The following is a 20,841-nucleotide window of genomic DNA, read 5'->3' as shown; positions in this document are numbered from 1 at the left end:
GTCTCCTCTCCGGGGCAACGGCTCAGCGGCGCTTTTTGCTGCCCGGTTTCTTGCTGGTGGATCGGCCTGGTGCCAGGCCGGGAATCTCGGTGTTCGGCGTGCCGTTGGTGGCGTCCGAACCGGGGCCGCCCGGCCCTGCGGTCGGCTGACGCTTGGCGCCGTTGGCGGGCTTCGCACCCGGCGCGGGCTTCTTCGGGTTCACCGGCTTCGCGCCCGGCTTCGGGGCGAGGGCCTGGCGGGTCTCCACGGCGGCGGTCTTCTTGACCTCTTCCTCCGCGTCGATCCTCTTGTAGACGATGTGCTGCTGGCCGAGCGTCCACGCGTTGTTGGACAGCCAGTACAGCAGGATCGCGACGGGGAAGAAGAAGCCACCGACGAGGACGCCGATCGGGAAGATGTACAGCGTCAGCTTGTTCATGATCGCCGTCTGCGGGTTGTCCAGCGCCGACTGGTTCTGGCGGGCGACCGAGTGGCGGGCCGTGAAGTGGGTCGCGATGGACGCCACGATCATCAGCGGCACGGACAGCAGGATGACGTTCAGACGCTCGGTGCCGTATTGCGCGAGCTGGTCGGACGGCATCGTGATGAACGTCGAGAGGTTCGTGCCGAAGAGCTTGGCGTTGACGAACGAGTCGACGCCCGCCTTGTCGAAGAAGTAGACCTCGCCCCAGCCGGGCTTGAACGAGCGCAGCACGTGGAACAGACCGATGAACACCGGGATCTGCACCAGCATCGGCAGGCAGCCGCCGAGCGGGTTGACGCCGTGCTCGGACTGCAGCTTCTGCATCTCCTGCGCCTGGCGCTGCTTGTCGTTCGGGTACTTCTTCTTGATCTTCTGCATCTCCGGCGCGAACTCCTGCATCTTTCGCATGGAGCGCACCTGGCCGACGAACGGCTTGAAGAGGATGGCGCGAAGCGTGAAGACCAGGAAGATCACGGCCAGCGCCCAGGCGAAGCCGCTCGACTCACCGAAGACCTTGCCGAACACCCAGTGCCAACACCACAAGATGAAGGACACCGGGTAGTAGATGAAGTTGAGCACGGGAGCTACTCCTCGGTGGATACGTCGGGGACCTGCCGCCTCGGCGGAACGGGGTCCAGGCCTCCAGGGTGCCAGGGTCCGCAGCGCAGCAACCGGCGGATCGTCAGCCAGGTTCCGCGCAACGCACCGTGGACGGTCAGGGCTTCCACCGCGTACGCGCTGCAGCTCGGGTAGAACCGGCAGGTGGGCGGCAGCAGCGGGGAGATGAAGCGCCGGTAGAAGTGCACCGGCAGCAGCGCGACCTTGGCGGGCAACGTGGTCATCGCAGCACCTTGCGCAGGGCAGAGGAGAAGTCGGCGTCGAGCTCGGAGCTCGACGCCCCGGCTGCTGGAGCCAACGCCCGGACCACCACGAGAGTTCCCGGTGGCATGGACGACAGGTGCGAACCGGCGATGTGCCGCAGACGACGGGCGACCCGGTGACGGACCACCGAGTTGCCAACGGTCTTGCTCACGACGAAGCCCACCTTGGACGAATCCAAGGTGGGCACGTCAGGCGTCAAGGCGTGGACGACCAACCGGGGCCGTCCTGCGCGGCGGCCTCGGCGAACCACCAGGCCGAAGTCCTGGCTGCGGGTGAGCCGGGAGGCCGTGGGAAGCACGACGACGCTGCGCTTACCAGCCGCTTATCAGGCGGACAGAGTGGCACGGCCCTTGCTGCGGCGCGCGGCCAGAATGGCGCGGCCGGCGCGGGTCCGCATGCGCAGCCGGAAGCCGTGCGTCTTCGCGCGGCGGCGGTTGTTGGGCTGGAAGGTGCGCTTACCCTTGCTCACGGCTGGTTCTCCCGGTGCTTCACTGCGTACAAAGCCTGGTTGGCGTCCCCAACGAGCAGTGGACGTAGGCGCGACAAAGGCGCCCGTCGCAAGCGGGAGACTCCTCTGAGGGTACGCACCCCCGGGTGCGCCGACCAAATCGGGGTGGCCGATGCCACGTCTTGTGAGGCGTGTCGGGCCTTGTTACCGTTCTTCCCTCGCGCATGCCGGAGCTGGCGTGGGAGCCGCCACCGTAACCGGCAACACAACGCACCGTTTAGTGCACAGTTGTGGATAACTCTGTGGATGCCTCTATTCTCCGTGTCCACGTGTGGAGTCATGGGCTCCGGTGGAGGGGAGGGGATCGCGGAAGTGTCGAACCAGCAGGTTGATCTTGGTCTCGTGTGGGCCGAGGTGGTGCAGGAACTGGCCGCGAGCCACCTGTCTCCTCAGCAGCGCGCGTGGATGAGGGTCACCCGTCCGATCGGTCTGCTGGACGGGACCGCGCTCCTCGCGGCGCCTAGCGACTTCGCCAAAGAAGCGATCGAACGCGCACTGCGCGACCCGATCACCGCCGCGCTGTCCCGCCGGCTCGGCCGCACGGTCTCCCTCGCGGTGAAGGTCGACTCGCCGGAGCCGGCGAGCCCGCCCACGACGCCGATCCCGGTGCCTGGCATCCCGAACGGCGAGCCGCCCGTACTCACCGAAGAGATCGCCGGAGCCGACCCGGCGGCAGAAGGCTCGGACTCGGAAGAGGTCGACGAAGCCGGCGACGCGCTCGCCACCGTCACCGAGATCTGGCCGACGTTCAACACGGCCGCGGGCGCGACGCCCAACGGGAGCATGCCGTTCACGCGGCCGGCCAACCCGTCGCCGTCGCAGACCCGGCTGAACGAGAAGTACAACTTCGACACGTTCGTCATCGGCGCCTCGAACCGGTTCGCGCACGCCGCCGCCGTCGCGGTGGCGGAAGCTCCCGCCCGGGCGTACAACCCGCTCTTCATCTGGGGTGAGAGCGGCCTCGGCAAGACACACCTGCTGCACGCCGTCGGGCACTACGCCCAGCGCCTGTTCCCCGGCATGCGCGTGCGGTACGTGTCGACCGAGGAGTTCACCAACGACTTCATCAACTCGCTGCGTGACGACCGCAAGGTCGCCTTCCAGCGCCGCTACCGGGACATCGACGTTCTTCTCGTCGACGACATCCAGTTCCTGGAGGGCAAGGAAGGTACGCAGGAGGAGTTCTTCCACACGTTCAACACGCTCCACAACACGAACAAGCAGATCGTGGTGTCGAGCGACCGGCCGCCCAAGCGGCTGGAGACGCTCGAAGACCGCCTGCGCACGCGGTTCGAGTGGGGCCTGATCACGGACATCCAGCCGCCAGAGCTGGAGACCCGCATCGCGATCCTCCGCAAGAAGGCGGCGCAGGACCGGCTCGCGGCCCCGGCCGAGGTGCTGGAGTTCATCGCCGCCCGCATCGAGCGGAACATCCGCGAACTGGAAGGCGCGCTCATCCGCGTCACGGCGTTCGCGTCGCTCAACCGCCAGCCGGTCGACGTCCAGCTCGCCGAGATCGTGCTGCGCGACCTGATCCCGGACTCGCACGCGCCGGAGATCACCGCGCCGACGATCATGGCGGTCACCGCCGAGTTCTTCGGCGTGACGATCGACGACCTGTGCGGCCCGGGTAAGACGAAGGCGCTCGCGCAGGCGCGGCAGATCTCCATGTACCTGTGCCGCGAGCTGACCGACCTGTCGCTGCCGAAGATCGGCCAGACGTTCGGCGGCCGCGACCACACGACGGTCATGCACGCGGACAAGAAGATCCGCAAGGAGATGGCCGAGCGCCGGCGGATCTACGACCAGGTGCAGGAACTGACGTCGCGGATCAAGCAGCGCGCCCGCCACGCTCCCTGATCCAACCCGGGTATGAACGAAGGGGTCCTCCGACGCGGAGGGCCCCTTTGCTTGCGCACGCCACATCTCCGCGCACGCGGGAAGGCACGCGGGCTCCCCGCGTGCGCTTGGAGAGGACGAGAGGGCCCCGCGTGTGGCCAGGAAACCCGGGTGAGCTGAGGGGTGCTCGGCCGTGGGAGGCGCCTTCTGATTGCGGTCCGCACCCGAAGGGGTGGGGACAACCAGAAAAGTTTGAGACCCGGGCCACGATCTGGCCACAGAAGCCTGTTGAACACCCGGGTACAACTGCCCCGCACCCGGGGACGCACCCGGGGACAACTGTGGACGATCTGTGGATCGCGAGGTGTGCACAACCGGCTGTCCCCGGGTGCGCCGATCTGTCCCCGGGTGCCATCCCCCCTTAGTCCACATGGAAGATGGTGTCCTGACCTGCGTGTTCAACACCAGTCCACACAATCCACAGCCCCTACTGTTACTGCTGTTTGATCTCTTCTTGGAAGAACTCAAAAGCAAAACAGCGTGGACAGCTCCCGGGGATCGGTGCCCGAACCCCGAAGTGACGGGAAGGGCCAGGACGCTCTAACGTGGTTGCTCCGCACCTCGGGTCAGCCGAGGGTCGAGGCTCCCTAACCCCCACTGGCACGTTGTCGTGGTTGGGCTTGTCGACTGTCGAGGAAAGGACGCCTCATGAAGATCCGCGTCGAACGCGACGGCCTGGCCGACGCCGTCGCCTGGGTCGCTCGCAGCCTTCCGTCCCGTCCGCCGGTTCCCGTGCTGGGCGGCGTGCTGCTCGACGCGGAGTCCGACGACTCGCTGACGGTGTCGGGCTTCGACTACGAGGTCTCCGCTCAGGTCGGCGTCCCGGCCACGATCGCCGACGGCGGCCGAGCCCTCGTCTCCGGCCGTCTGCTGGCCGACATCACCAAGGCGTTGCCGAACCACCCGGTCGAGATCGCGGTCGACGGCGCGCGCATGATGATCACCTGTGGTAGTGCCAGGTTCAGCCTCCCGACGATGCCGGTCGAGGACTACCCCGCGCTGCCGTCGATGCCGCAGTTGATCGGCGAGCTTCCCGGCGAGGTCTTCGGCGAGGCGGTCGGCCAGGTCGCCGTCGCGGCCGGCAAGGACGACACGCTCCCGATGCTGACCGGTGTCCGCGTGGAGATCGGCGAGGGCAAGGTGACCCTCGTGGCCACCGACCGGTTCCGGCTCGCGATGCGCGAATTCCCGTGGGAGCCGGACGCTTCCCTGGGCGAGGTCGCCGTCCTCGTCCCGGCCCGCACGCTCGGCGACGCGGCCAAGACGCTCGGCTCGTCCGGCGGCAAGGTCGAGATGTCCCTCGCGGCGAACGACGGTCTGCTCGGCCTGTCCGGTTCCGGCAAGCGGACCACGACCCGGTTGCTCGACGCGGACTTCCCGAAGTACCGCCAGTTGCTGCCCAGCGAGCACTCGGCCGCGGCGATCATCGACGTCGACGCGCTGAACCAGGCGATCAAGCGCGTGTCGCTGGTCGCCGAGCGCGGCACGCAGGTGCGCCTCGAGTTCGTCGACGGCGGTCTGCGCCTGTCCGCCGGTGGCGACGACGAGGGTTCGGCCGAGGAAGAGCTCCCGGTCTCCTACACCGGCGACCCGGTGACGATCGCGTTCAACCCCGGGTACCTGCTCGACGGTCTCGGCGCGGTGCGCACCCAGAAAGTGCACCTTTCGTTCACGACCCCGAGCCGCCCGGCGTTGCTCAAGCCGGTGGACGAGGATGGGAACGTGGCGCCCGGGTACCTGTACCTCCTGATGCCCGTGCGCCTGCCCGGCTAAACACCCTTACCGGGTAACGAGAAACGTTTAGGGGAGAACACCGTGCAGCTCGGACTCGTCGGCCTCGGCAAGATGGGTTTCAACATGCGCGAGAGGGTGCGGCGGGCCGGTCACGAGGTGATCGGCTACGACCGCAACCCGGCGGTCAGCGACTCGGAGTCGTTGGCGGACATGGTGTCCAAGCTCGAAGCGCCGCGCGTGGTGTGGGTCATGGTGCCCGCAGGCGAGATCACCCGTAACACGGTGACCGAGCTGTCCGAGCTGCTGCAGCCCGGCGACCTGGTGATCGACGGCGGCAACTCCAAGTTCACCGACGACCGCGTGCACGCGGATCTGTTGGCGGGCAAGGAGATCGGCTACCTCGACTGCGGTGTGTCCGGTGGTGTGTGGGGTCTCGACAACGGCTACGCGCTGATGGTGGGCGGCGACATCGCGCACGTCGAGCAGGCGATGCCGATCTTCGACGCGCTGCGTCCGGAGGGTCCGCGCGAGGAAGGCTTCGCGCACGCGGGCAAGGTCGGCGCCGGCCACTACTCGAAGATGGTGCACAACGGCATCGAGTACGGCCTGATGCAGGCGTACGCAGAGGGCTTCGAGCTGCTCGACAAGACCGACGTCGTGGACAACGTGCCCGCGGTGATCTCGGCCTGGCAGCGCGGAACCGTTGTGCGGTCGTGGCTTCTCGACCTGCTGGTGCGCGCGCTGGAGTCGGACCCCGAACTCGACGACCTGCGCGGCTACGTCGAGGACTCGGGCGAGGGCCGGTGGACCGTCGAGGAGGGCATCAACAACGCGGTGCCGCTCCCGGTGATCTCCGCTGCGCTCTTCGCCAGGTTCCAGTCGCGGCAGGACGACTCGCCCGCCATGCGCGCGGTGGCCGCACTGCGCAACCAGTTCGGCGGCCACTCGGTCCAGAAGGCATGAGGTAGGTGCACGTCAGACACCTCCAGGTCTGCGACTTCCGCTCGTGGGAGCTCGCCGACCTGGAGCTCGAGCCCGGTGCCTCTGTGCTCGTCGGCCGCAACGGCCAGGGCAAGACGAACCTGGTCGAGGCGATCGGGTACGTGGCGACGCTGGGTTCGCACCGCGTCGCCAGCGATGCACCGCTGATCCGGCACGGCGCCCAGCGCGCCGTGGTGCGGACGGCCGTGGTCAACGACGACCGCGAGCTGCTCGTGGAAATCGAGATCACGGCCGGCAAGTCGAACCGGGCGCGGATCAACCGCGGTCCGGTGCCGCGTCCGCGTGATGTGCTCGGGATCCTGCGCACCGTGTTGTTCGCACCGGAAGACCTCTCTCTTGTGCGAGGCGATCCGAGCGACCGGCGGCGGTTCCTCGACGAGATGCTGGTGTTGCGCGCGCCGCGGTTCGCCGGCGTGCGCAGTGACTACGACCGTGTCCTCAAGCAGCGCAGCGCGTTGTTGAAGACGGTGAAGCACAGCAGATCGGCGGACCTGTCGACGCTCGACGTCTGGGACGGGCACCTCGCGAAGCACGGCGCGGAGCTCCTGGCCGCGCGGTTGAAGCTGATCCGCGACATGGCGGATCACGTGACCTCGGCGTACGCGGAGGTCGCTCCGGAGTCACGTCCGGCGCTCATCTCGTACCGCTCGAGCGTCGGCGAACTTCCGGAGGACAGGGAGAGCATCGAGGATCTGTTGCTCGCCGAGCTCGACCGGGTGAGGCGGCAGGAGATCGAACGCGGGGTGTGCCTCGTGGGCCCGCACCGTGACGACCTGGAACTCACACTGGGAGAGCTGCCCGCGAAGGGCTACGCCAGTCACGGAGAGTCATGGTCGTTCGCGCTCGCCCTGCGACTCGGCGGGTACGAACTGATGCGTGTCGACGGCATCGAACCGGTGCTCGTGCTGGACGATGTGTTCGCGGAACTCGACCGCGGCCGGCGGCAGCAGCTGGCCAAGGTCGCGGCCGCCGCCGAGCAGGTGCTGATCACCGCGGCGGTGGCGGAGGACGTCCCGGACGAGCTGACCGGTGCGCGGTTCGAGGTACATGGCGGGGAGGTGCGGCGTGTCTGACTCGGAGCCTGACTCTGGGGGTTCAGATCCCCAACATGTAGCTCGATCGGGTGTGTCCGCCCACACATCTGGGGACAACTCTGTGGATGGTGTGGATAACTCCGTCACAAATCCGGACTTGTCCACAGGTTCATTCACACCTGAGGGTGAGCCACTGAAGGGTTCTGACCTGGCGCGGGCCGCGCTGGAGGCCGCCAAGGCGAGCGCGAAGGCCCGCGGACGCGTGCCGGGGAGCAAGTCGAAGGGCCGTCCGGTCAACCGCCGGCGCCGCCGCTGGTCCGGTCCGGGACCGGACGACCGCGACCCGCAGCCGCTCGGCAGGATCGCCTCCCGCATCGCCGCCGACCGCGGCTGGGTCGAGCAACTTCAGGGTGGCCAGGTCTTCGGTCGTTGGGCAAAATTAGTAGGTGAGGACGTCGCCGAGCACGCGAAACCCATCGCTCTCAGTGACGGGGAACTGACGGTCCAGGCGACATCGACGGCGTGGGCCACTCAGCTGCGCCTTCTGCAGCGCGACCTGATCAAGCGAATCGCCGCGGGCGTCGGTCACGGCGTGGTGAAACGGCTCAAGATCAAGGGTCCCGACGCTCCCAGCTGGCGACACGGCCCCAGGCACGCTCCGGGGCGCGGTCCGCGTGACACCTACGGGTGAGGGTCTGTCAAGGGCTCAGCGGCCGTTACACGGCGCAATGAGCGTTCACCTGCGGATTTGAACCCCCGTTTCAGCGGTCCGCACCCATCCGTTGCCTCTTGAGGGCGCCTGTGACCGATTCAAAGGTGTCCTTGGCCCCGTTCTGTCGGGGTGCACCGGTAGAATCACAGGGAGCGTCACCCACCCACGTGCGGGCCCTGCCCGCATCAGCGAGGAGACTCCAGCACCGTGTCAGCAAAGAAGAATGAGTACGGCGCGTCCTCGATCACTGTCCTCGAAGGCTTGGAGGCAGTGCGCAAGAGGCCGGGCATGTACATCGGCTCGACCGGCGAGCGCGGTCTGCACCACCTGGTCCAGGAGGTTGTGGACAACTCGGTCGACGAGGCGATGGCGGGTTACGCGACGAAGGTCGACGTCACGCTGCTGGCCAACGGCGGAGTCCGGGTGATCGACGACGGTCGTGGCATCCCGATCGACATGCACCCGGTCGAGAACGTGCCGACCGTCGAGGTCGTCATGACCAAGCTGCACGCGGGTGGCAAGTTCGACAGCGACTCCTACGCGGTGTCCGGCGGTCTGCACGGCGTCGGCATCTCCGTGGTGAACGCGCTGTCCACCGCCGTCGACCTGGAGATCAGGCGTCAGGGTCACGTCTGGACCCAGCGCTACGAGGCCTCCAAGCCCGCGCACGAGCTGCGCCAGGGCGAGGCGACGGACGAGACCGGCACCACCACCACGTTCTGGGCCGACCCGGAGATCTTCGAGACCACGACGTACAACGTCGAGACGATCTCGCGCCGCCTGCAGGAGATGGCGTTCCTCAACAAGGGGATCACGATCATCCTGCGCGACGAGCGCGTCTCGGAGGAGGACGAGGTCGCCGACGCCGAGGGCCACACGGCCGCGGTGAAGGAGCGGGTCTTCCACTACCCCGGTGGTCTGGAGGACTTCGTCCGCCACATCAACCACACGCGCGAAGCGGTGCACCAGAAGGTGATCGCGTTCGAGGCGAAGGGCGAGGACCTCGAGGTCGAGGTCGCGATGCAGTGGAACACGGGCTACACGGCGTCGGTGTACACGTTCGCGAACACGATCAACACGCACGAGGGCGGCACCCACGAGGAGGGCTTCCGCGCCGCGTTGACGCGTGTCATCAACGAGTACGCGCGCGACAAGAAGCTGCTCAAGGAGAAGGACACCAACCTCACCGGTGACGACATCCGCGAGGGCCTCGCGGCGATCATCTCGGTGAAGCTGAAGGAGCCCCAGTTCGAGGGCCAGACGAAGACCAAGCTGGGCAACAGCGAGGCGAAGTCGTTCGTGCAGAAGTCGGCGAACGAGCACCTGGCCGACTGGTTCGAGCGCCACCCGAACGAGACGAAGACGATCGTCACCAAGGCGGTGTCGTCGGCGCAGGCGCGCATCGCCGCCCGCAAGGCCCGCGAGCTGGTGCGCCGCAAGGGTGCTCTGGACATCGGCGGCCTGCCGGGCAAGCTGAAGGACTGCCGCTCCACCAACCCGGAGGAGTGCGAGCTCTACGTCGTAGAGGGTGACTCCGCGGGTGGCTCGGCTAAAGAAGGCCGGGACTCCATGTACCAGGCGATCCTGCCGATCCGCGGCAAGATCATCAACGTGGAGAAGGCGCGCATCGACCGCGTGCTGAAGAACAACGAGGTCCAGAGCATGATCACCGCTCTGGGCACCGGTATCCACGAGGAGTTCGACCTCTCGAAGCTCCGCTACCACAAGGTGATCCTGATGGCCGACGCCGACGTCGACGGCCAGCACATCACCACGCTGCTGCTGACGCTGCTGTTCCGCTTCATGCAGCCGCTCATCGAGCACGGCCACGTGTACCTCTCGCAGCCGCCGCTCTACAAGATCAAGTGGCAGCGCATCGAGCCGGAGTACGCCTACTCCGAGCGCGAGAAGGACGGCCTGATCAAGGAAGGTCTCGCGGCGGGCAAGAAGCTCGGCCGCGACGACAACATCCAGCGCTACAAGGGTCTCGGCGAGATGAACGCCGACGAGCTGTGGGAGACCACGATGGACCCGGCGAACCGGGTGCTCCGTCAGGTCACCGTGGACGACGCGGCCACCGCCGACGAGCTGTTCAGCGTGCTCATGGGCGAGGACGTCGAAGCACGCCGTTCGTTCATCACGCGCAACGCCAAGGACGTGCGCTTCCTGGACGTGTGAGTCCGTCCCTTCATAGACATCCACGGCTGGCGAAGAGGAAAGAAGAACCGTGACTGAGACGACCCTTCCGCCGGAGCACGACCGCACCGAGCCGGTCGACATCCAGCAGGAGATGCAGCGCTCCTACATCGACTACGCCATGAGCGTCATCGTCGGTCGAGCGCTGCCGGACGTGCGCGACGGACTCAAGCCGGTGCACATCCGAGTCCTGTACTCGATGTACGACTCCGGTTTCCGGCCGGACCGCGGCTACAACAAGTGCGCCCGCGTCGTCGGCGACGTGATGGGCAACTACCACCCGCACGGTGACTCGTCGATCTACGACGCGCTCGTGCGGCTCGCCCAGCCGTGGGCGTTGCGCTACCCGCTGATCGACGGGCAGGGCAACTTCGGCTCGCAGGGCAACGACCCGGCCGCCGCCATGCGGTACACCGAGTGCCGGCTCACGCCGCTGGCCATGCACATGCTGGCGGACATCGAGGAAGAGACCGTCGACTTCCGGCCGAACTACGACGGCCGGATCGAAGAGCCGAAGGTCCTCCCGTCCCGCATCCCGAACCTGCTGATCAACGGCAGCGCCGGCATCGCGGTCGGCATGGCGACGAACATCCCGCCGCACAACCTGCGCGAGGTCGCGTCGGGTGTGGTGTGGGCGCTGGACAACTGGGAGGCCTCCGACGAGGACACCCTCGAGGCCATGATCGAGCGGATCAAGGGCCCGGACTTCCCGACCTACGGCCAGATCCTCGGCAACTCGGGCATCCAGGACGCGTACCGCACCGGCCGCGGCTCGGTGAAGATGCGCGCCGTCGTCGAGGTGGACGAGGACGCCAAGGGCCGCACGATCCTGGTCGTCACCGAACTGCCGTACCAGGTGAACCCGGACAACCTGGTCGAGAACATCGCCGCGCTGGTCCGCGACGCGAAGCTCACCGGCATCGCGAACATCGCCGACGAGTCGAACAGCCGGCGCGGCATGCGCATCGTGATCACGCTCAAGCGCGACGCGGTGGCGAAGGTCGTGCTGAACAACCTCTACAAGCACACCCAGCTGCAGTACTCGTTCGGCGTGAACATGCTGGCGCTGGTCGACGGCGTGCCGCGCACGCTGCGGATCGACCAGATGATCCGCCACTACGTGAAGCACCAGGTCGACGTCATCGTCCGGCGGACCAGGTTCCGCCTGCGCAAGGCAGAAGAGCGCGCGCACATCCTGCGCGGTCTGGTGAAGGCGCTCGACCATCTCGACGAGGTGATCGCGTTGATCCGCCGGTCGCAGACCCCGGACATCGCGCGCACGGGCCTGATGGAGCTCCTCGACGTCGACGAGATCCAGGCGAACGCGATCCTGGAGATGCAGCTCCGCCGCCTCGCCGCCCTCGAGCGTCAGAAGATCATCGACCAGTTGGCCGAGATCGAGATCGAGATCGCCGACCTCAAGGACATCCTGGAGAAGCCGGAGCGGCAGCGCACGATCGTGCGCGACGAGCTCACGGCCATCGTGGACAAGTACGGCGACGACCGCCGGACGCAGATCATCCCGTTCGACGGCGACGTGTCCATGGAGGACCTGATCGCGGTCGAGGACGTGGTCGTCACGATCACCCGCACCGGCTACGCGAAGCGCACCAAGACCGACCTCTACCGGGCGCAGAAGCGCGGCGGCAAGGGCGTGCAGGGCGCGCAGCTCAAGCAGGACGACATCGTCGCGCACTTCTTCGTGTGCTCGACGCACGACTGGATCCTGTTCTTCACGAACAAGGGCCGCGTGTACCGCACGAAGGCGTACGAGCTGCCCGAGGCGAACCGCAACGCCCGCGGCCAGCACGTCGCGAACCTCCTCGCGTTCCAGCCGGAGGAGGAGATCGCGCAGGTCATCCAGATCAAGAACTACGAGGTCGCGCCGTACCTGGTGCTCGCCACCCGCAAGGGCCTGGTCAAGAAGTCGAAGCTCTCCGACTTCGATTCCAACCGATCGGGTGGTCTTATCGGCATCAACTTGCGCGATGACGACGAGCTGGTCGGCGCCGTGCTCTGCTCGGCAGACGACGACCTGCTGATGGTCTCGCGCGACGGACAGTCGATCCGCTTCCACGCGACCGACGAGGTGCTGCGCCCGATGGGTCGCGCCACGTCAGGCGTGCAGGGCATGCGCTTCAACACCGACGACGAGCTGCTCTCGGTCGGAGTCGTGCAAGAAGGCCTGTTCGTTTTGGTCGCGACCGACGGTGGGTATTCGAAGCGCACGCCGATCGAGGACTACCCGGTCCAGGGTCGCGGCGGCAAGGGCGTGCTGACCATTCAGCACGACCGCCGACGTGGCAGGCTGGTGGGCGCGCTCATCGTCGACGTCGACGACGAGCTCTACGCCATCACCTCGAGCGGCGGGGTCATCCGGACCAGTGCCGAGCAGGTGCGCAAGGCTGGACGGCAGACGAAGGGCGTGCGACTGATGAACCTCGGCGAAGGCACCACTTTGATCGCCGTCGCACGCAACGCGGACGAGCCCAGCGACGTCGTTAACGGTGAGACGTCTGCCGCGGAGGGCTCTGCCGCCGACGCCGACCAGGCAGCAGCCCCCACCGACTCGGCCGAGTAGTCGGTTTTTGCTAGCGAGAGGCTAAGGACAGCTCGTGACTCCACCCGAGAACCGCGAAGGTCGGGACGCGGACAAGACCGCGGTGATCACCAAGCCGACTCCGCAGAAGGCGGAGAAGGCAGATGCGGCCGCGCCGGCGGCCTCCGGTTCCTCGGGTGGGGACGTGACGAAGCCCGTGACGGCGGAGAAGGCGGCCGAAGCCGCCACCCCCGCCGCTGCTGAGGCCCCTGCCACCCCGGCTCCGGCTGCTCCGGCTGCCGGAGCCACCCCGGCTCCGGCCGCCACTCCGGCTCCCGCTCCTGCTCCCGCCGCCGCTGCTCCGGCAGCGGCGGAGGCTCCGGCTGCTCCGGCAGACGAGAAGACGGTCTCGATCGGCACGCCCGCTCCGGCTGCACCGGTCGCGGCCGAGGAGCCGGTCGTCGTGTCCGCACCGCCGCCCTGGCAGCGCGTGACGAACGACACGGAGGCCGCCCAGCAGGACTCGACCCAGGCGTACGTGGCCCCGGCCGCGCCGCCCGTCCCGTCCAGCGAGCCGGCCCCCGCCTTCCCGTCGACCGACCCGGACACCGTCAAGGTGCAGAAGCCCGTGGTCACGGGCTCGGCCGTGCCGGTGGGCCTGGGCAGCAGCCGCACGTCGGTGAACCTCGGCAACGGCACCGCCCGTCCCGCCGCGGCCACCCCGTCGGCCCGCCGCCCCGGCCGAGGCCCCCGCCGCGCGTCACTTCAGGTGAAGCGCGTCGACCCGTGGTCGGTGCTGAAGCTCGCCCTGGTGCTCGGCGTAGCGCTGTTCTTCGTCTGGCTCGTGGCCGTCGGCGTGCTCTACGGCGTGCTGCACGGAATGGGCGTCTGGGACAAGATCAACAGCACCGCGAACGACCTGCTCCAGGCCAACGAGCCGGGCGAACCGTTGATCAGTGCGGGCCGCGTGTTCGGCGTCTCGGCGATCATCGGCGCGGTCAACATCGTGCTGTTCACGGCACTCGCCACGGTGGGTGCGTTCGTCTACAACGTGTCGGCAGATCTGGCTGGTGGCTTGGAGTTGACGCTCTCCGAGCGAGAGTGACCCCCGGATTTGGGAGCGACGAGGACGATCCTGTAAGGTCTTCCTCGTCGCCCTGAGGGGCGATATTGATCGAGGGCCTATAGCTCAGGCGGTTAGAGCGCTTCACTGATAATGAAGAGGTCGGAGGTTCAAGTCCTCCTAGGCCCACTCGATTCGAGGGCTATCCACGTCGATGGAAAGCATCGACCTATCTCGAATCATCGTCTTTCTTCTGGGGGCCAAGCCCCCAGACCCCCTGCCGGGGGCGAGCCCCCGGACCCCCATCACATCGGTCGCGCAGGCTCCGCATCCTGTAGCGTGTTGGGGTAGCTGGTTTACGGTCTTGGGAGGGATTCGAAGTGGCTAAGAAGATCATCGCACTCGTCGTAGTCGCCGGTGCGGTCCTGTTCTTCGTCAAGCGCAGCCGTTCGGCCAAGGCCGACGCGGACCTGTGGCGCGAGGCCACCGCTCCCACCGACTGATCCCAAGGGCGGCCTGCCGCCCCCAGGATCTTGGGGACGTAGCTCAATTGGCAGAGCACCGCCTTTGCAAGGCGGGGGTTAGGGGTTCGATTCCCCTCGTCTCCACTCGACGAGAGGCGAGCTGTGTTCGCGGAAAGCGCGAACCTGCTCGTCTCGTTGTGTTTTCTGGGGGCCGAGCCCCCAGACCCCACGCCGGGGGCTGCGCCCCCGGACCCCCGGCCGCCTCGCCTTCGGCGTCGGCAGGCCATATCTCAGACGTTGCCTATTGCTGATGCCCTGTTCGCGCCGCAGCGAACAGGGCATCAGGCTTCAGTGCGTTGCTGCTACTCATGCAGTGGCTAGCGACTTCTTTGAGGACTTGCGGAGTTTGTCGATGCTCCAGGCGCCGGCGCCTGTGAAGGCGAGCAGCAGGAAGGCCCAGGAGTAGACCGCCGCCAGCTCGCCGCCGTTCTGGATCGGGAGCAGGCCCTTGGGCTGGTGCACCACGAAGTAGGCGTAGGCCATGGCGCCGGAGCTGAGCAACGCTGCCCACCGTGTCCACAGGCCGATCAGGATGAGGCCACCACCGATCAGCTCGATGAGGCTCATCGGGCCGCCCGGCCACGACAGCAGATCGGCTCCCTTGGAGATCTTCTGGACGCCGTGGATCACGAAGAACAGTCCGATGACGATGCGGAAGAGCGCAAGGGCGTGCTCTCGTCGTTGCTCCAGGAACTCCATGGTGGGGTCCTTCCAAGGCGCGGGGGCAGGGGCAGGGCACAAAAGGTATGGACCAATTTAGAGTGTGCCGCTTGAGGCGCTTTTGGTATCTGGTTGACTGTTGCCCCTATGAAACGAGCACTGTTGCTGCCCCTGCTCGGCGTCCTCGCCGCGTGCGGCACCGATCTCGCCCAGAACGTGCCGGTTCCCACGACCCAGCCCCAGCAGGTCACCTCCACGACCAGCGTCGCTGCGACAGTGCCGCCCGCGCCCCAGCCCGCGAAGGACGGCACCTGCCCGTATCTGGCGACCGGCTTCGTCGCGGAGGCCAACGGGCAGCGCGTTCCCAAAGTGAAACTGTCAACGGACGAGCCCCACCCTGCGTGCTTCTTCTACGCCAACGCGACTGAGATCCAGTTGACCGTGCGTGTGTACGCGGGCGAGGAGCGGGTGGCCAAGCTGATCGTGAACGAGGCGGCGCCGGACGGTTCACAGCCCGCGAACTCGCCCACCGGGTGGTCCGGAGGGTATGTGAGCAACGACAACGGCGTCGTCTACGCCGTGGCGAAGAGCGACGCCGCTGTGGTGGTGACGACCAACCAGAAGCAGTCGATCAAGGCCCGTCGCATCGCCGAAGAGGCGATCAAGGGCCTCAAGCTCTGACTACTTGATCGGCTCCTTCTGGACGGGTACCTGCCCGTTGAGGACGGGCTCCGGCATCGGGGCCTGCTCCTCGTCGTGCAGGTGGACCTCCTCCGGCCTGCGCGTCAGCGCGATGTAGCCGGCTACCGCGCCCGCCACCAGGAGACCGACGACCCACGGCCACTTGCGGTGCTTCGGTGCGTCGGCACCGAGGCCCGCAGCTGCCTTGCGGATCTCCTTCGCGCGCGACTTGGCGTCCTTGCGCGCGTGCTTGGCGGCCTTCTTCACTTCCTTGCGAACTTCTTCGGCCTTGCGCATGAGGTCGGCGCGCGTCTGCGCGCTCTTCTTGGCGAGGCGCTTGCGGGAGCGGCGCGTCTGCTTCTCCCAGTCCTCTGCCTTGCCCATGAGCGTGTCGGCCCGCTCGACGAGCACGCCGCGAACCTGGTCAGCCGTGATGCCACGTTCCGCGAGCTTCACCTCAGCGGCGTGACCAGCGCGAACGACACCCTGACGCGCGGCCTTCAGACCGGTGCCGACAGCCTTGCCAACGTTCTCGCCGGCACGGGTCATGACGTCCACCTCGTCCATCCTGTGCTCCACACGTTGTCGTCCGGTGATGTCCTACAGGTACCCATCGTGCCCCTTTCTGAACATCACTGCCCGTGGATGGCACGATGGGGTGGTGGCTGACAGCAACGAATCCTTCGTCGGGACCAAGGTGACGGCGACCCTGCACACCACGCAGGGCGACATCCGCATCAACCTGTTCCCCGACCACGCCCCCAAGACGGTGGCGAACTTCGTCGGGCTCGCCGAGGGCACCAAGAACTACACCGAGGCGAACGCCGGTGGTACGGGCTCCGGTCCGTTCTACGACGGCACCCTGTTCCACCGCGTCATCGCGGGCTTCATGCTCCAGACCGGTGACCCGACCGGTACCGGCCGCGGTGGCCCCGGCTACCGCTTCGCGGACGAGTTCCACCCGGAACTGCAGTTCAACCGCCCCTACCTGCTCGCGATGGCGAACGCCGGGCCCAACACCAACGGCTCGCAGTTCTTCGTCACCGTGGCTCCGACGACGTGGCTGAACTTCAAGCACACGATCTTCGGTGAGGTCTCGGACCAGGAGTCGCGCGACGTCGTCGACGCGATCGGCAACACCACGACCGGCGCGGGTGACCGTCCGGTCAACGACATCAAGATCGAGCGGATCACGATCGAACGAGCGTGAGCGACGCACTCGTGCCACCGGACGGGCCGATCGGAGCGGAGCCGGAAACCCCGGTTTGCGCACGTCATTCCGATCGGCCCACCCGGCTGCGCTGCACCAGGTGCGACCGTCCGGCGTGCCCGGACTGTCTGCGCGACGCCGCGGTCGGCAAGCAGTGCGTCGACTGCGTCAACGAAGGTCGCCGCTCGGTCCGCAGCCCGCGCACGCTGGTCGGTGCCGAGCAGTCGGACGGCCGCGTGATCATCACACCGGTGCTGATCGTGCTCAACGTGCTGGCGTACGTCGTGACGGTCTTCCAGTCGGGCAGCCCGTTCAACAACGACCGGTCAGACCTGTTCGCGGCGACGTCGATGATTCCGGAGCTCACCGCTCAGGGTGAGTGGTGGCGGGTCCTCACGTCGGGCTTCATGCACTTCGGCCTGCTGCACCTGGCGCTCAACATGGCCGTGCTCTACGTCGTGGGCACCCAGATGGAGCCAGAGCTGGGCCGGCTGCGCTTCTCCGCCGTGTACTTCCTGTCGCTGCTCGGCGGCAGCGCGGCGGCGTTCTACTTCGGGACGGTCTGCCAGCAGCTCGCCGGCGCGTCCGGTGCGGTGTTCGGCGTGATGGGCGCGTTGCTCATCGTGTGGAAGCGCAAGAAGAGGGACATCTCGACGATCGTCGTGGTCGTCGCGATCAACCTGGTGTCGAACCTCTTCACGAACGCCTCGCTGCTCGGGCACCTCGGCGGTTTCCTCATCGGCGGTCTGCTGACGCTCGCGATGGTCAGAGCGCCGCAGAAGAACCGCAACCTCTACCAACTCGCCGCGGTCGTGGCCGCGGCCGTGTTGATCGGCGGCATGCTCTGGTTGCGCGCCACCGAACTCGACACGGCGGCCGAGACCATCGCCGAGATCGTCAGGACCTGTAGCTCGAACTAATTACGGGCGCAGGGCGTGGAGTACTCCGGCGACTTCTTCCGGGTCGGCGCCGAGGTCCAGTTTCGTGAGCACCACGAGACGGTCGTCGGCGTCGAGTTCCAATGTCTGCTGTTCCCTCCCGAGCCGCCGGGTGGTCTGCAGCTTGATCTTCACCTCGTGCCACGGCAGGCGCGTGGTGTTGGCGAACCCGCGCACGGCGAGCCCGTCGGTGTCCGCGGTGAGCCGCGGCCTGGCGAGCGATGCGAACGCCGCGAGGTAGCTGACCAGCAGCGTTGCCAGTCCGATGAGGAGTCGGCCGGCGTTGTCGTCGGCGAGGAAGGTCGCGGCGGCGAGCAGGGCGGCGAGTACCCACGCGACCGCGACGAGCGGGGCGGGCGTGGACCAGGTGCGAGTCACACCGTCGAGTGTCCCGCATGAAATGTGGACAACCGAACGGCTCTGCATGAGGCGAAACCGGCGCTTGTGCAATTTCGCGCAAAGTTGTCCACAGGACTTGTCCCCAATGGGGATGACTTACAGCCGTGTGCTTCGGTGACGCTGGGATGAACCAGGTGAACGTGGTGATAACAAAGGTCGGCCCGGACGTGTGACGTCCGGGCCGACCTCGACGAACAGTGAGCAGCCGAGGCTGCGAGCGTGACTAGCGCCAGCGCATCGTCATCAGCAGGCCGATGATCATCAGCGCGAACCCGATCGCGAAGTTCCATGCCCCCAGTTCGAGCATGAACGGGATCTTCTCGGCCGCGATGTAGTTGACGACCAGCCACGCGAGGCCCAGCAGCATGAAGCCGAGCATGACAACGACGTAGACCGGGTGAGACGGTCCCGCTGCCTTGACCTTGACCGGCGTGCGGCGGTCAGTGGGTGCGGTGTAGACCGCCTTCTTCCGGACCTTGGACTTGGGCATGCTGTCCTCGCCTGACGTGGATATCCCTGAGTGACGCAAGTTTACGTGCACTACTCGGGGAACACGTTAACGTAGCGAAGGTGGTCAGCGAACCACCTGGCAGAACGCAGTTGTTTTCAGTTCACAGTCCGCGCGGAGGTTCTCAGGTGAACTCGGGACCGCAGCAGCCGCCTCCACGGCGTCCTGCACCCCGTCGTGACGACCTGCAGCACGTGCGGTCCACACCCCCTCCACGTCCGGTGCCGCCACCCGACGCGACGCACTTCACCAGCGCTTTCTCCGGAAGCCTGCCTCCGCCCGGAGCCCCGCCGCGCCGCCCAGGCCCGCCCCAGGGCCCGCCTCAAGGTCCACCTCAGGGCACTCCGGCGCGCGGTGTGCCCGTGCACGGCACGCCGCCGGGAGGTATGCCGCTCCAGGGCACGCCGCCCGGTGGAATGCCCCTGCAAGGCACCCCTCCTGGAGGCATGCCGCTCCAGGGCGCGCCACCGAGGGGAATGCCGCCGCGCCCGCCCCGTCCCCGCCCGGTCGATCCACCCACCGAGGTGATCCCGCGCATCGAGGACGACTACGAAGACGACTACTACGACGATGACGAGTACTACGACGACGAGGAACCGGCCGCAGCCGCCCCGCCGCCGGACAGCCTCGCGCGCAAGACCGTTCGCGGCGTAGGCGAGGCCCTCATCACGATGGGCCTCGTCGTGCTGCTGTTCGTCGTCTACGAGGTCTACGTGACCGACCTGCTCTCCGCGGGAAAGCAGAAGGACGCCACCGCCGCGCTCGACTCCGAGTGGAGCTCGAACGTGGTGACGCCGCCCCCGGCCGACCCGAACCGCCAGTCGAAGCTGAACCTCATCGAGGGCAAGGCCTTCGCGAAGATGTACATCCCGGTCTTCGGCACCGACTGGAAGTTCTCCGTGGTCGAGGGCACGACCGACAAGCACCTCGAGATCGGCCCCGGCCACTACAAGGACACCGCGCAGCCAGGCGAGGCCGGCAACTTCGCCATCGCGGGCCACCGCGTGGGCAAGGGCGCTCCGTTCAACGACCTCGACCTGCTCCAGTCCTGCAACGCGATCGTCGTGCAGACGCAGACCCAGTGGTTCGTCTACCGCATGCTGCCGACGACCGGCGAGGTCGCCGGCTGGGCCACGAACCCGAAGTCGAAGGAAGCTGCCTGCAAGGGCGTCGCCCCGCTGTCCACGACCCTCGGCGACGCCTACGCGAAGACCGTCGGCCAGGAGATCGTGGTGCCCACCCAGGGCGAGGTCATCGCCCCGATCCCACACCAGGTGAACGCAACGGTGCCGCCCGAGCAGCAGGCCCGCCTGCTCACCCTCACGACGTGCCACCCGCGTTTCTCCGACAAGCAGCGGCTGATCGTGCACGCCATCGAGACCAAGAGCTACCCAGTGGCCGACGGCTTCGTGCCGCCAGAGATGTCGGAGGGCTGATGTACAGCTGGATCTGGCGGCACCTGCCGGGCCCGCTGTACCTGCGGGTCGTCGAGGCGGTCGTGCTCGTCGTCGGCATCGTGGCGCTGCTGATGTTCGTCGTGTTCCCGTGGGCGGAGCCGAAGCTGCCGTTCAACAACGTCACCACGCAGTGAGCCTCAGCTCGGCTCGATGATCGTCTGATATTGGTCACCTGGACGGGTGATGCTCGCGAGCGCTCGCCGACCTTGGAACCGCTGTTTGTGCAGTTCAGCGGGTTGGGTGCGGTAGGGTCAAGCTGTGGGCGACCGAGTTGTCCACAGGATTCCGGGAGCCGCGGGAACCCGAAGGCCGCCGTTCTCGTTGCGCATGAGGAAGCGCGCGGGGGGAGCGGGCACGATCTCGGCGGTCGACAGCCGCCGGGTCATCGGCCACTCAGGACGACGACCGGCCATCGGCGACGGGCTACGGCGA

The 20,841-nt window shown here is 67.2% G+C and carries 21 protein-coding genes, 2 tRNA genes and 1 pseudogene; 16 read left to right on the top strand and 8 right to left on the bottom strand.

Features of this window, described 5'->3' with window-relative positions; all coding sequences use genetic code 11:
* Positions 1 to 22: 22 nt before the first annotated feature.
* The 4 genes from yidC to rpmH all read right to left on the bottom strand — a co-directional run bounded on the left by yidC (position 23) and on the right by rpmH (position 1,814).
* The gene (gene yidC / locus ACIA8G_RS22480; protein ID WP_396420596.1) at positions 23 to 1,042 is read right to left on the bottom strand and encodes a membrane protein insertase YidC; all 1,020 of its coding nucleotides are present in this window, start codon (positions 1,040 to 1,042) and stop codon (positions 23 to 25) included.
* A 5-nt stretch (positions 1,043 to 1,047) separates the two neighbouring features.
* Positions 1,048 to 1,305 carry a membrane protein insertion efficiency factor YidD gene (gene yidD / locus ACIA8G_RS22475; RefSeq protein WP_030465621.1) on the bottom strand — a complete coding sequence of 86 codons (258 nt, stop codon included), beginning with the start codon at positions 1,303 to 1,305 and terminating at the stop codon, positions 1,048 to 1,050.
* Positions 1,302 to 1,595: a ribonuclease P protein component gene (rnpA, locus tag ACIA8G_RS22470; RefSeq protein WP_396421251.1), complete on the bottom strand. Its 294-nt coding sequence runs from the start codon at positions 1,593 to 1,595 to the stop codon at positions 1,302 to 1,304. The genes yidD and rnpA overlap by 4 nt, the downstream gene beginning before the upstream one ends.
* 75 nt (positions 1,596 to 1,670) lie before the next feature.
* Positions 1,671 to 1,814, bottom strand: a complete 144-nt coding sequence (gene rpmH, locus ACIA8G_RS22465; protein ID WP_030465619.1) for a 50S ribosomal protein L34 — start codon at positions 1,812 to 1,814, stop codon at positions 1,671 to 1,673.
* A gap of 351 nt (positions 1,815 to 2,165) precedes the next feature.
* Between rpmH and dnaA the strand changes: the two genes are divergently transcribed.
* From dnaA to ACIA8G_RS22410, 11 genes and pseudogenes are all read left to right on the top strand, one after another.
* Positions 2,166 to 3,713, top strand: coding sequence for a chromosomal replication initiator protein DnaA (dnaA, locus tag ACIA8G_RS22460; RefSeq protein WP_396421250.1), 1,548 nt, complete (start codon positions 2,166 to 2,168; stop codon positions 3,711 to 3,713).
* A gap of 687 nt (positions 3,714 to 4,400) precedes the next feature.
* Complete coding sequence (gene dnaN, locus ACIA8G_RS22455) at positions 4,401 to 5,525, top strand: DNA polymerase III subunit beta (protein ID WP_396420595.1); 1,125 nt, start codon at positions 4,401 to 4,403, stop codon at positions 5,523 to 5,525.
* A 42-nt stretch (positions 5,526 to 5,567) separates the two neighbouring features.
* Positions 5,568 to 6,449, top strand: coding sequence for a phosphogluconate dehydrogenase (NAD(+)-dependent, decarboxylating) (gene gnd / locus ACIA8G_RS22450; protein WP_396420594.1), 882 nt, complete (start codon positions 5,568 to 5,570; stop codon positions 6,447 to 6,449).
* 5 nt (positions 6,450 to 6,454) lie between these two features.
* Positions 6,455 to 7,561 carry a DNA replication/repair protein RecF gene (recF, locus tag ACIA8G_RS22445; RefSeq protein ID WP_396420593.1) on the top strand — a complete coding sequence of 369 codons (1,107 nt, stop codon included), beginning with the start codon at positions 6,455 to 6,457 and terminating at the stop codon, positions 7,559 to 7,561.
* Between the two features lie 118 nt (positions 7,562 to 7,679).
* Complete coding sequence (locus ACIA8G_RS22440; RefSeq protein WP_396420592.1) at positions 7,680 to 8,213, top strand: DciA family protein; 534 nt, start codon at positions 7,680 to 7,682, stop codon at positions 8,211 to 8,213.
* 228 nt (positions 8,214 to 8,441) lie between these two features.
* The gene (gyrB, locus tag ACIA8G_RS22435; RefSeq protein WP_396420591.1) at positions 8,442 to 10,412 is read left to right on the top strand and encodes a DNA topoisomerase (ATP-hydrolyzing) subunit B; all 1,971 of its coding nucleotides are present in this window, start codon (positions 8,442 to 8,444) and stop codon (positions 10,410 to 10,412) included.
* A 49-nt stretch (positions 10,413 to 10,461) separates the two neighbouring features.
* On the top strand, positions 10,462 to 13,011 hold the full coding sequence (gene gyrA, locus ACIA8G_RS22430; protein ID WP_396420590.1) for a DNA gyrase subunit A: 2,550 nt from the start codon (positions 10,462 to 10,464) through the stop codon (positions 13,009 to 13,011).
* A gap of 370 nt (positions 13,012 to 13,381) precedes the next feature.
* A complete protein-coding gene (locus ACIA8G_RS22425) occupies positions 13,382 to 14,074 on the top strand; it encodes a DUF3566 domain-containing protein (RefSeq protein ID WP_396421249.1) in 693 nt (230 codons plus the stop codon).
* A 73-nt stretch (positions 14,075 to 14,147) separates the two neighbouring features.
* Positions 14,148 to 14,221, top strand: a tRNA-Ile gene (locus ACIA8G_RS22420).
* Positions 14,222 to 14,412: 191 nt separating this feature from the next.
* Positions 14,413 to 14,532: pseudogene (locus ACIA8G_RS22415) on the top strand (DLW-39 family protein); the annotation flags it as partial.
* Between the two features lie 35 nt (positions 14,533 to 14,567).
* A tRNA-Ala gene (locus tag ACIA8G_RS22410) sits at positions 14,568 to 14,640 on the top strand.
* A gap of 222 nt (positions 14,641 to 14,862) precedes the next feature.
* Here the strand turns inward: ACIA8G_RS22410 and ACIA8G_RS22405 are convergent.
* Positions 14,863 to 15,255, bottom strand: coding sequence for a DoxX family protein (locus ACIA8G_RS22405; RefSeq protein ID WP_396420589.1), 393 nt, complete (start codon positions 15,253 to 15,255; stop codon positions 14,863 to 14,865).
* 108 nt (positions 15,256 to 15,363) lie between these two features.
* Here ACIA8G_RS22405 and ACIA8G_RS22400 point away from each other — a divergent pair, with 108 nt between their 5' ends.
* Positions 15,364 to 15,897: a DUF2020 domain-containing protein gene (locus tag ACIA8G_RS22400; RefSeq protein WP_396420588.1), complete on the top strand. Its 534-nt coding sequence runs from the start codon at positions 15,364 to 15,366 to the stop codon at positions 15,895 to 15,897.
* Here ACIA8G_RS22400 and ACIA8G_RS22395 read toward each other — a convergent pair whose 3' ends face one another.
* Complete coding sequence (locus tag ACIA8G_RS22395; RefSeq protein ID WP_396420587.1) at positions 15,898 to 16,464, bottom strand: hypothetical protein; 567 nt, start codon at positions 16,462 to 16,464, stop codon at positions 15,898 to 15,900.
* A gap of 94 nt (positions 16,465 to 16,558) precedes the next feature.
* Here ACIA8G_RS22395 and ACIA8G_RS22390 point away from each other — a divergent pair, with 94 nt between their 5' ends.
* Both ACIA8G_RS22390 and ACIA8G_RS22385 read left to right on the top strand, forming a co-directional pair.
* Positions 16,559 to 17,107, top strand: coding sequence for a peptidylprolyl isomerase (locus ACIA8G_RS22390; protein WP_396420586.1), 549 nt, complete (start codon positions 16,559 to 16,561; stop codon positions 17,105 to 17,107).
* Positions 17,104 to 18,027 (top strand): rhomboid family intramembrane serine protease, encoded by a 924-nt coding sequence (locus ACIA8G_RS22385; protein WP_396420585.1) that lies wholly within the window; start codon positions 17,104 to 17,106, stop codon positions 18,025 to 18,027. Before ACIA8G_RS22390 ends, ACIA8G_RS22385 begins: the two co-directional genes overlap by 4 nt.
* On the opposite strand, the gene ACIA8G_RS22380 is transcribed toward ACIA8G_RS22385, so the two are convergent.
* Both ACIA8G_RS22380 and crgA read right to left on the bottom strand, forming a co-directional pair.
* Positions 18,028 to 18,423 (bottom strand): PH domain-containing protein, encoded by a 396-nt coding sequence (locus ACIA8G_RS22380; protein WP_396420584.1) that lies wholly within the window; start codon positions 18,421 to 18,423, stop codon positions 18,028 to 18,030.
* A gap of 244 nt (positions 18,424 to 18,667) precedes the next feature.
* On the bottom strand, positions 18,668 to 18,934 hold the full coding sequence (crgA, locus tag ACIA8G_RS22375) for a cell division protein CrgA (protein ID WP_030465604.1): 267 nt from the start codon (positions 18,932 to 18,934) through the stop codon (positions 18,668 to 18,670).
* Between the two features lie 464 nt (positions 18,935 to 19,398).
* Here crgA and ACIA8G_RS22370 point away from each other — a divergent pair, with 464 nt between their 5' ends.
* Together ACIA8G_RS22370 and ACIA8G_RS22365 are read left to right on the top strand one after the other, a co-directional pair.
* Positions 19,399 to 20,388, top strand: coding sequence for a class E sortase (locus tag ACIA8G_RS22370; protein WP_396420583.1), 990 nt, complete (start codon positions 19,399 to 19,401; stop codon positions 20,386 to 20,388).
* Positions 20,388 to 20,543, top strand: a complete 156-nt coding sequence (locus tag ACIA8G_RS22365) for a hypothetical protein (RefSeq protein ID WP_189157537.1) — start codon at positions 20,388 to 20,390, stop codon at positions 20,541 to 20,543. The genes ACIA8G_RS22370 and ACIA8G_RS22365 overlap by 1 nt, the downstream gene beginning before the upstream one ends.
* Positions 20,544 to 20,841: the final 298 nt, after the last annotated feature.

Source organism: Lentzea sp. NPDC051213 (assembly GCF_044455585.1).
Lineage (GTDB): Bacteria > Actinomycetota > Actinomycetes > Mycobacteriales > Pseudonocardiaceae > Lentzea.
Note: the sequence above shows the minus strand (reverse complement) of the source record. Positions and strands in the feature narration are given on the sequence as shown.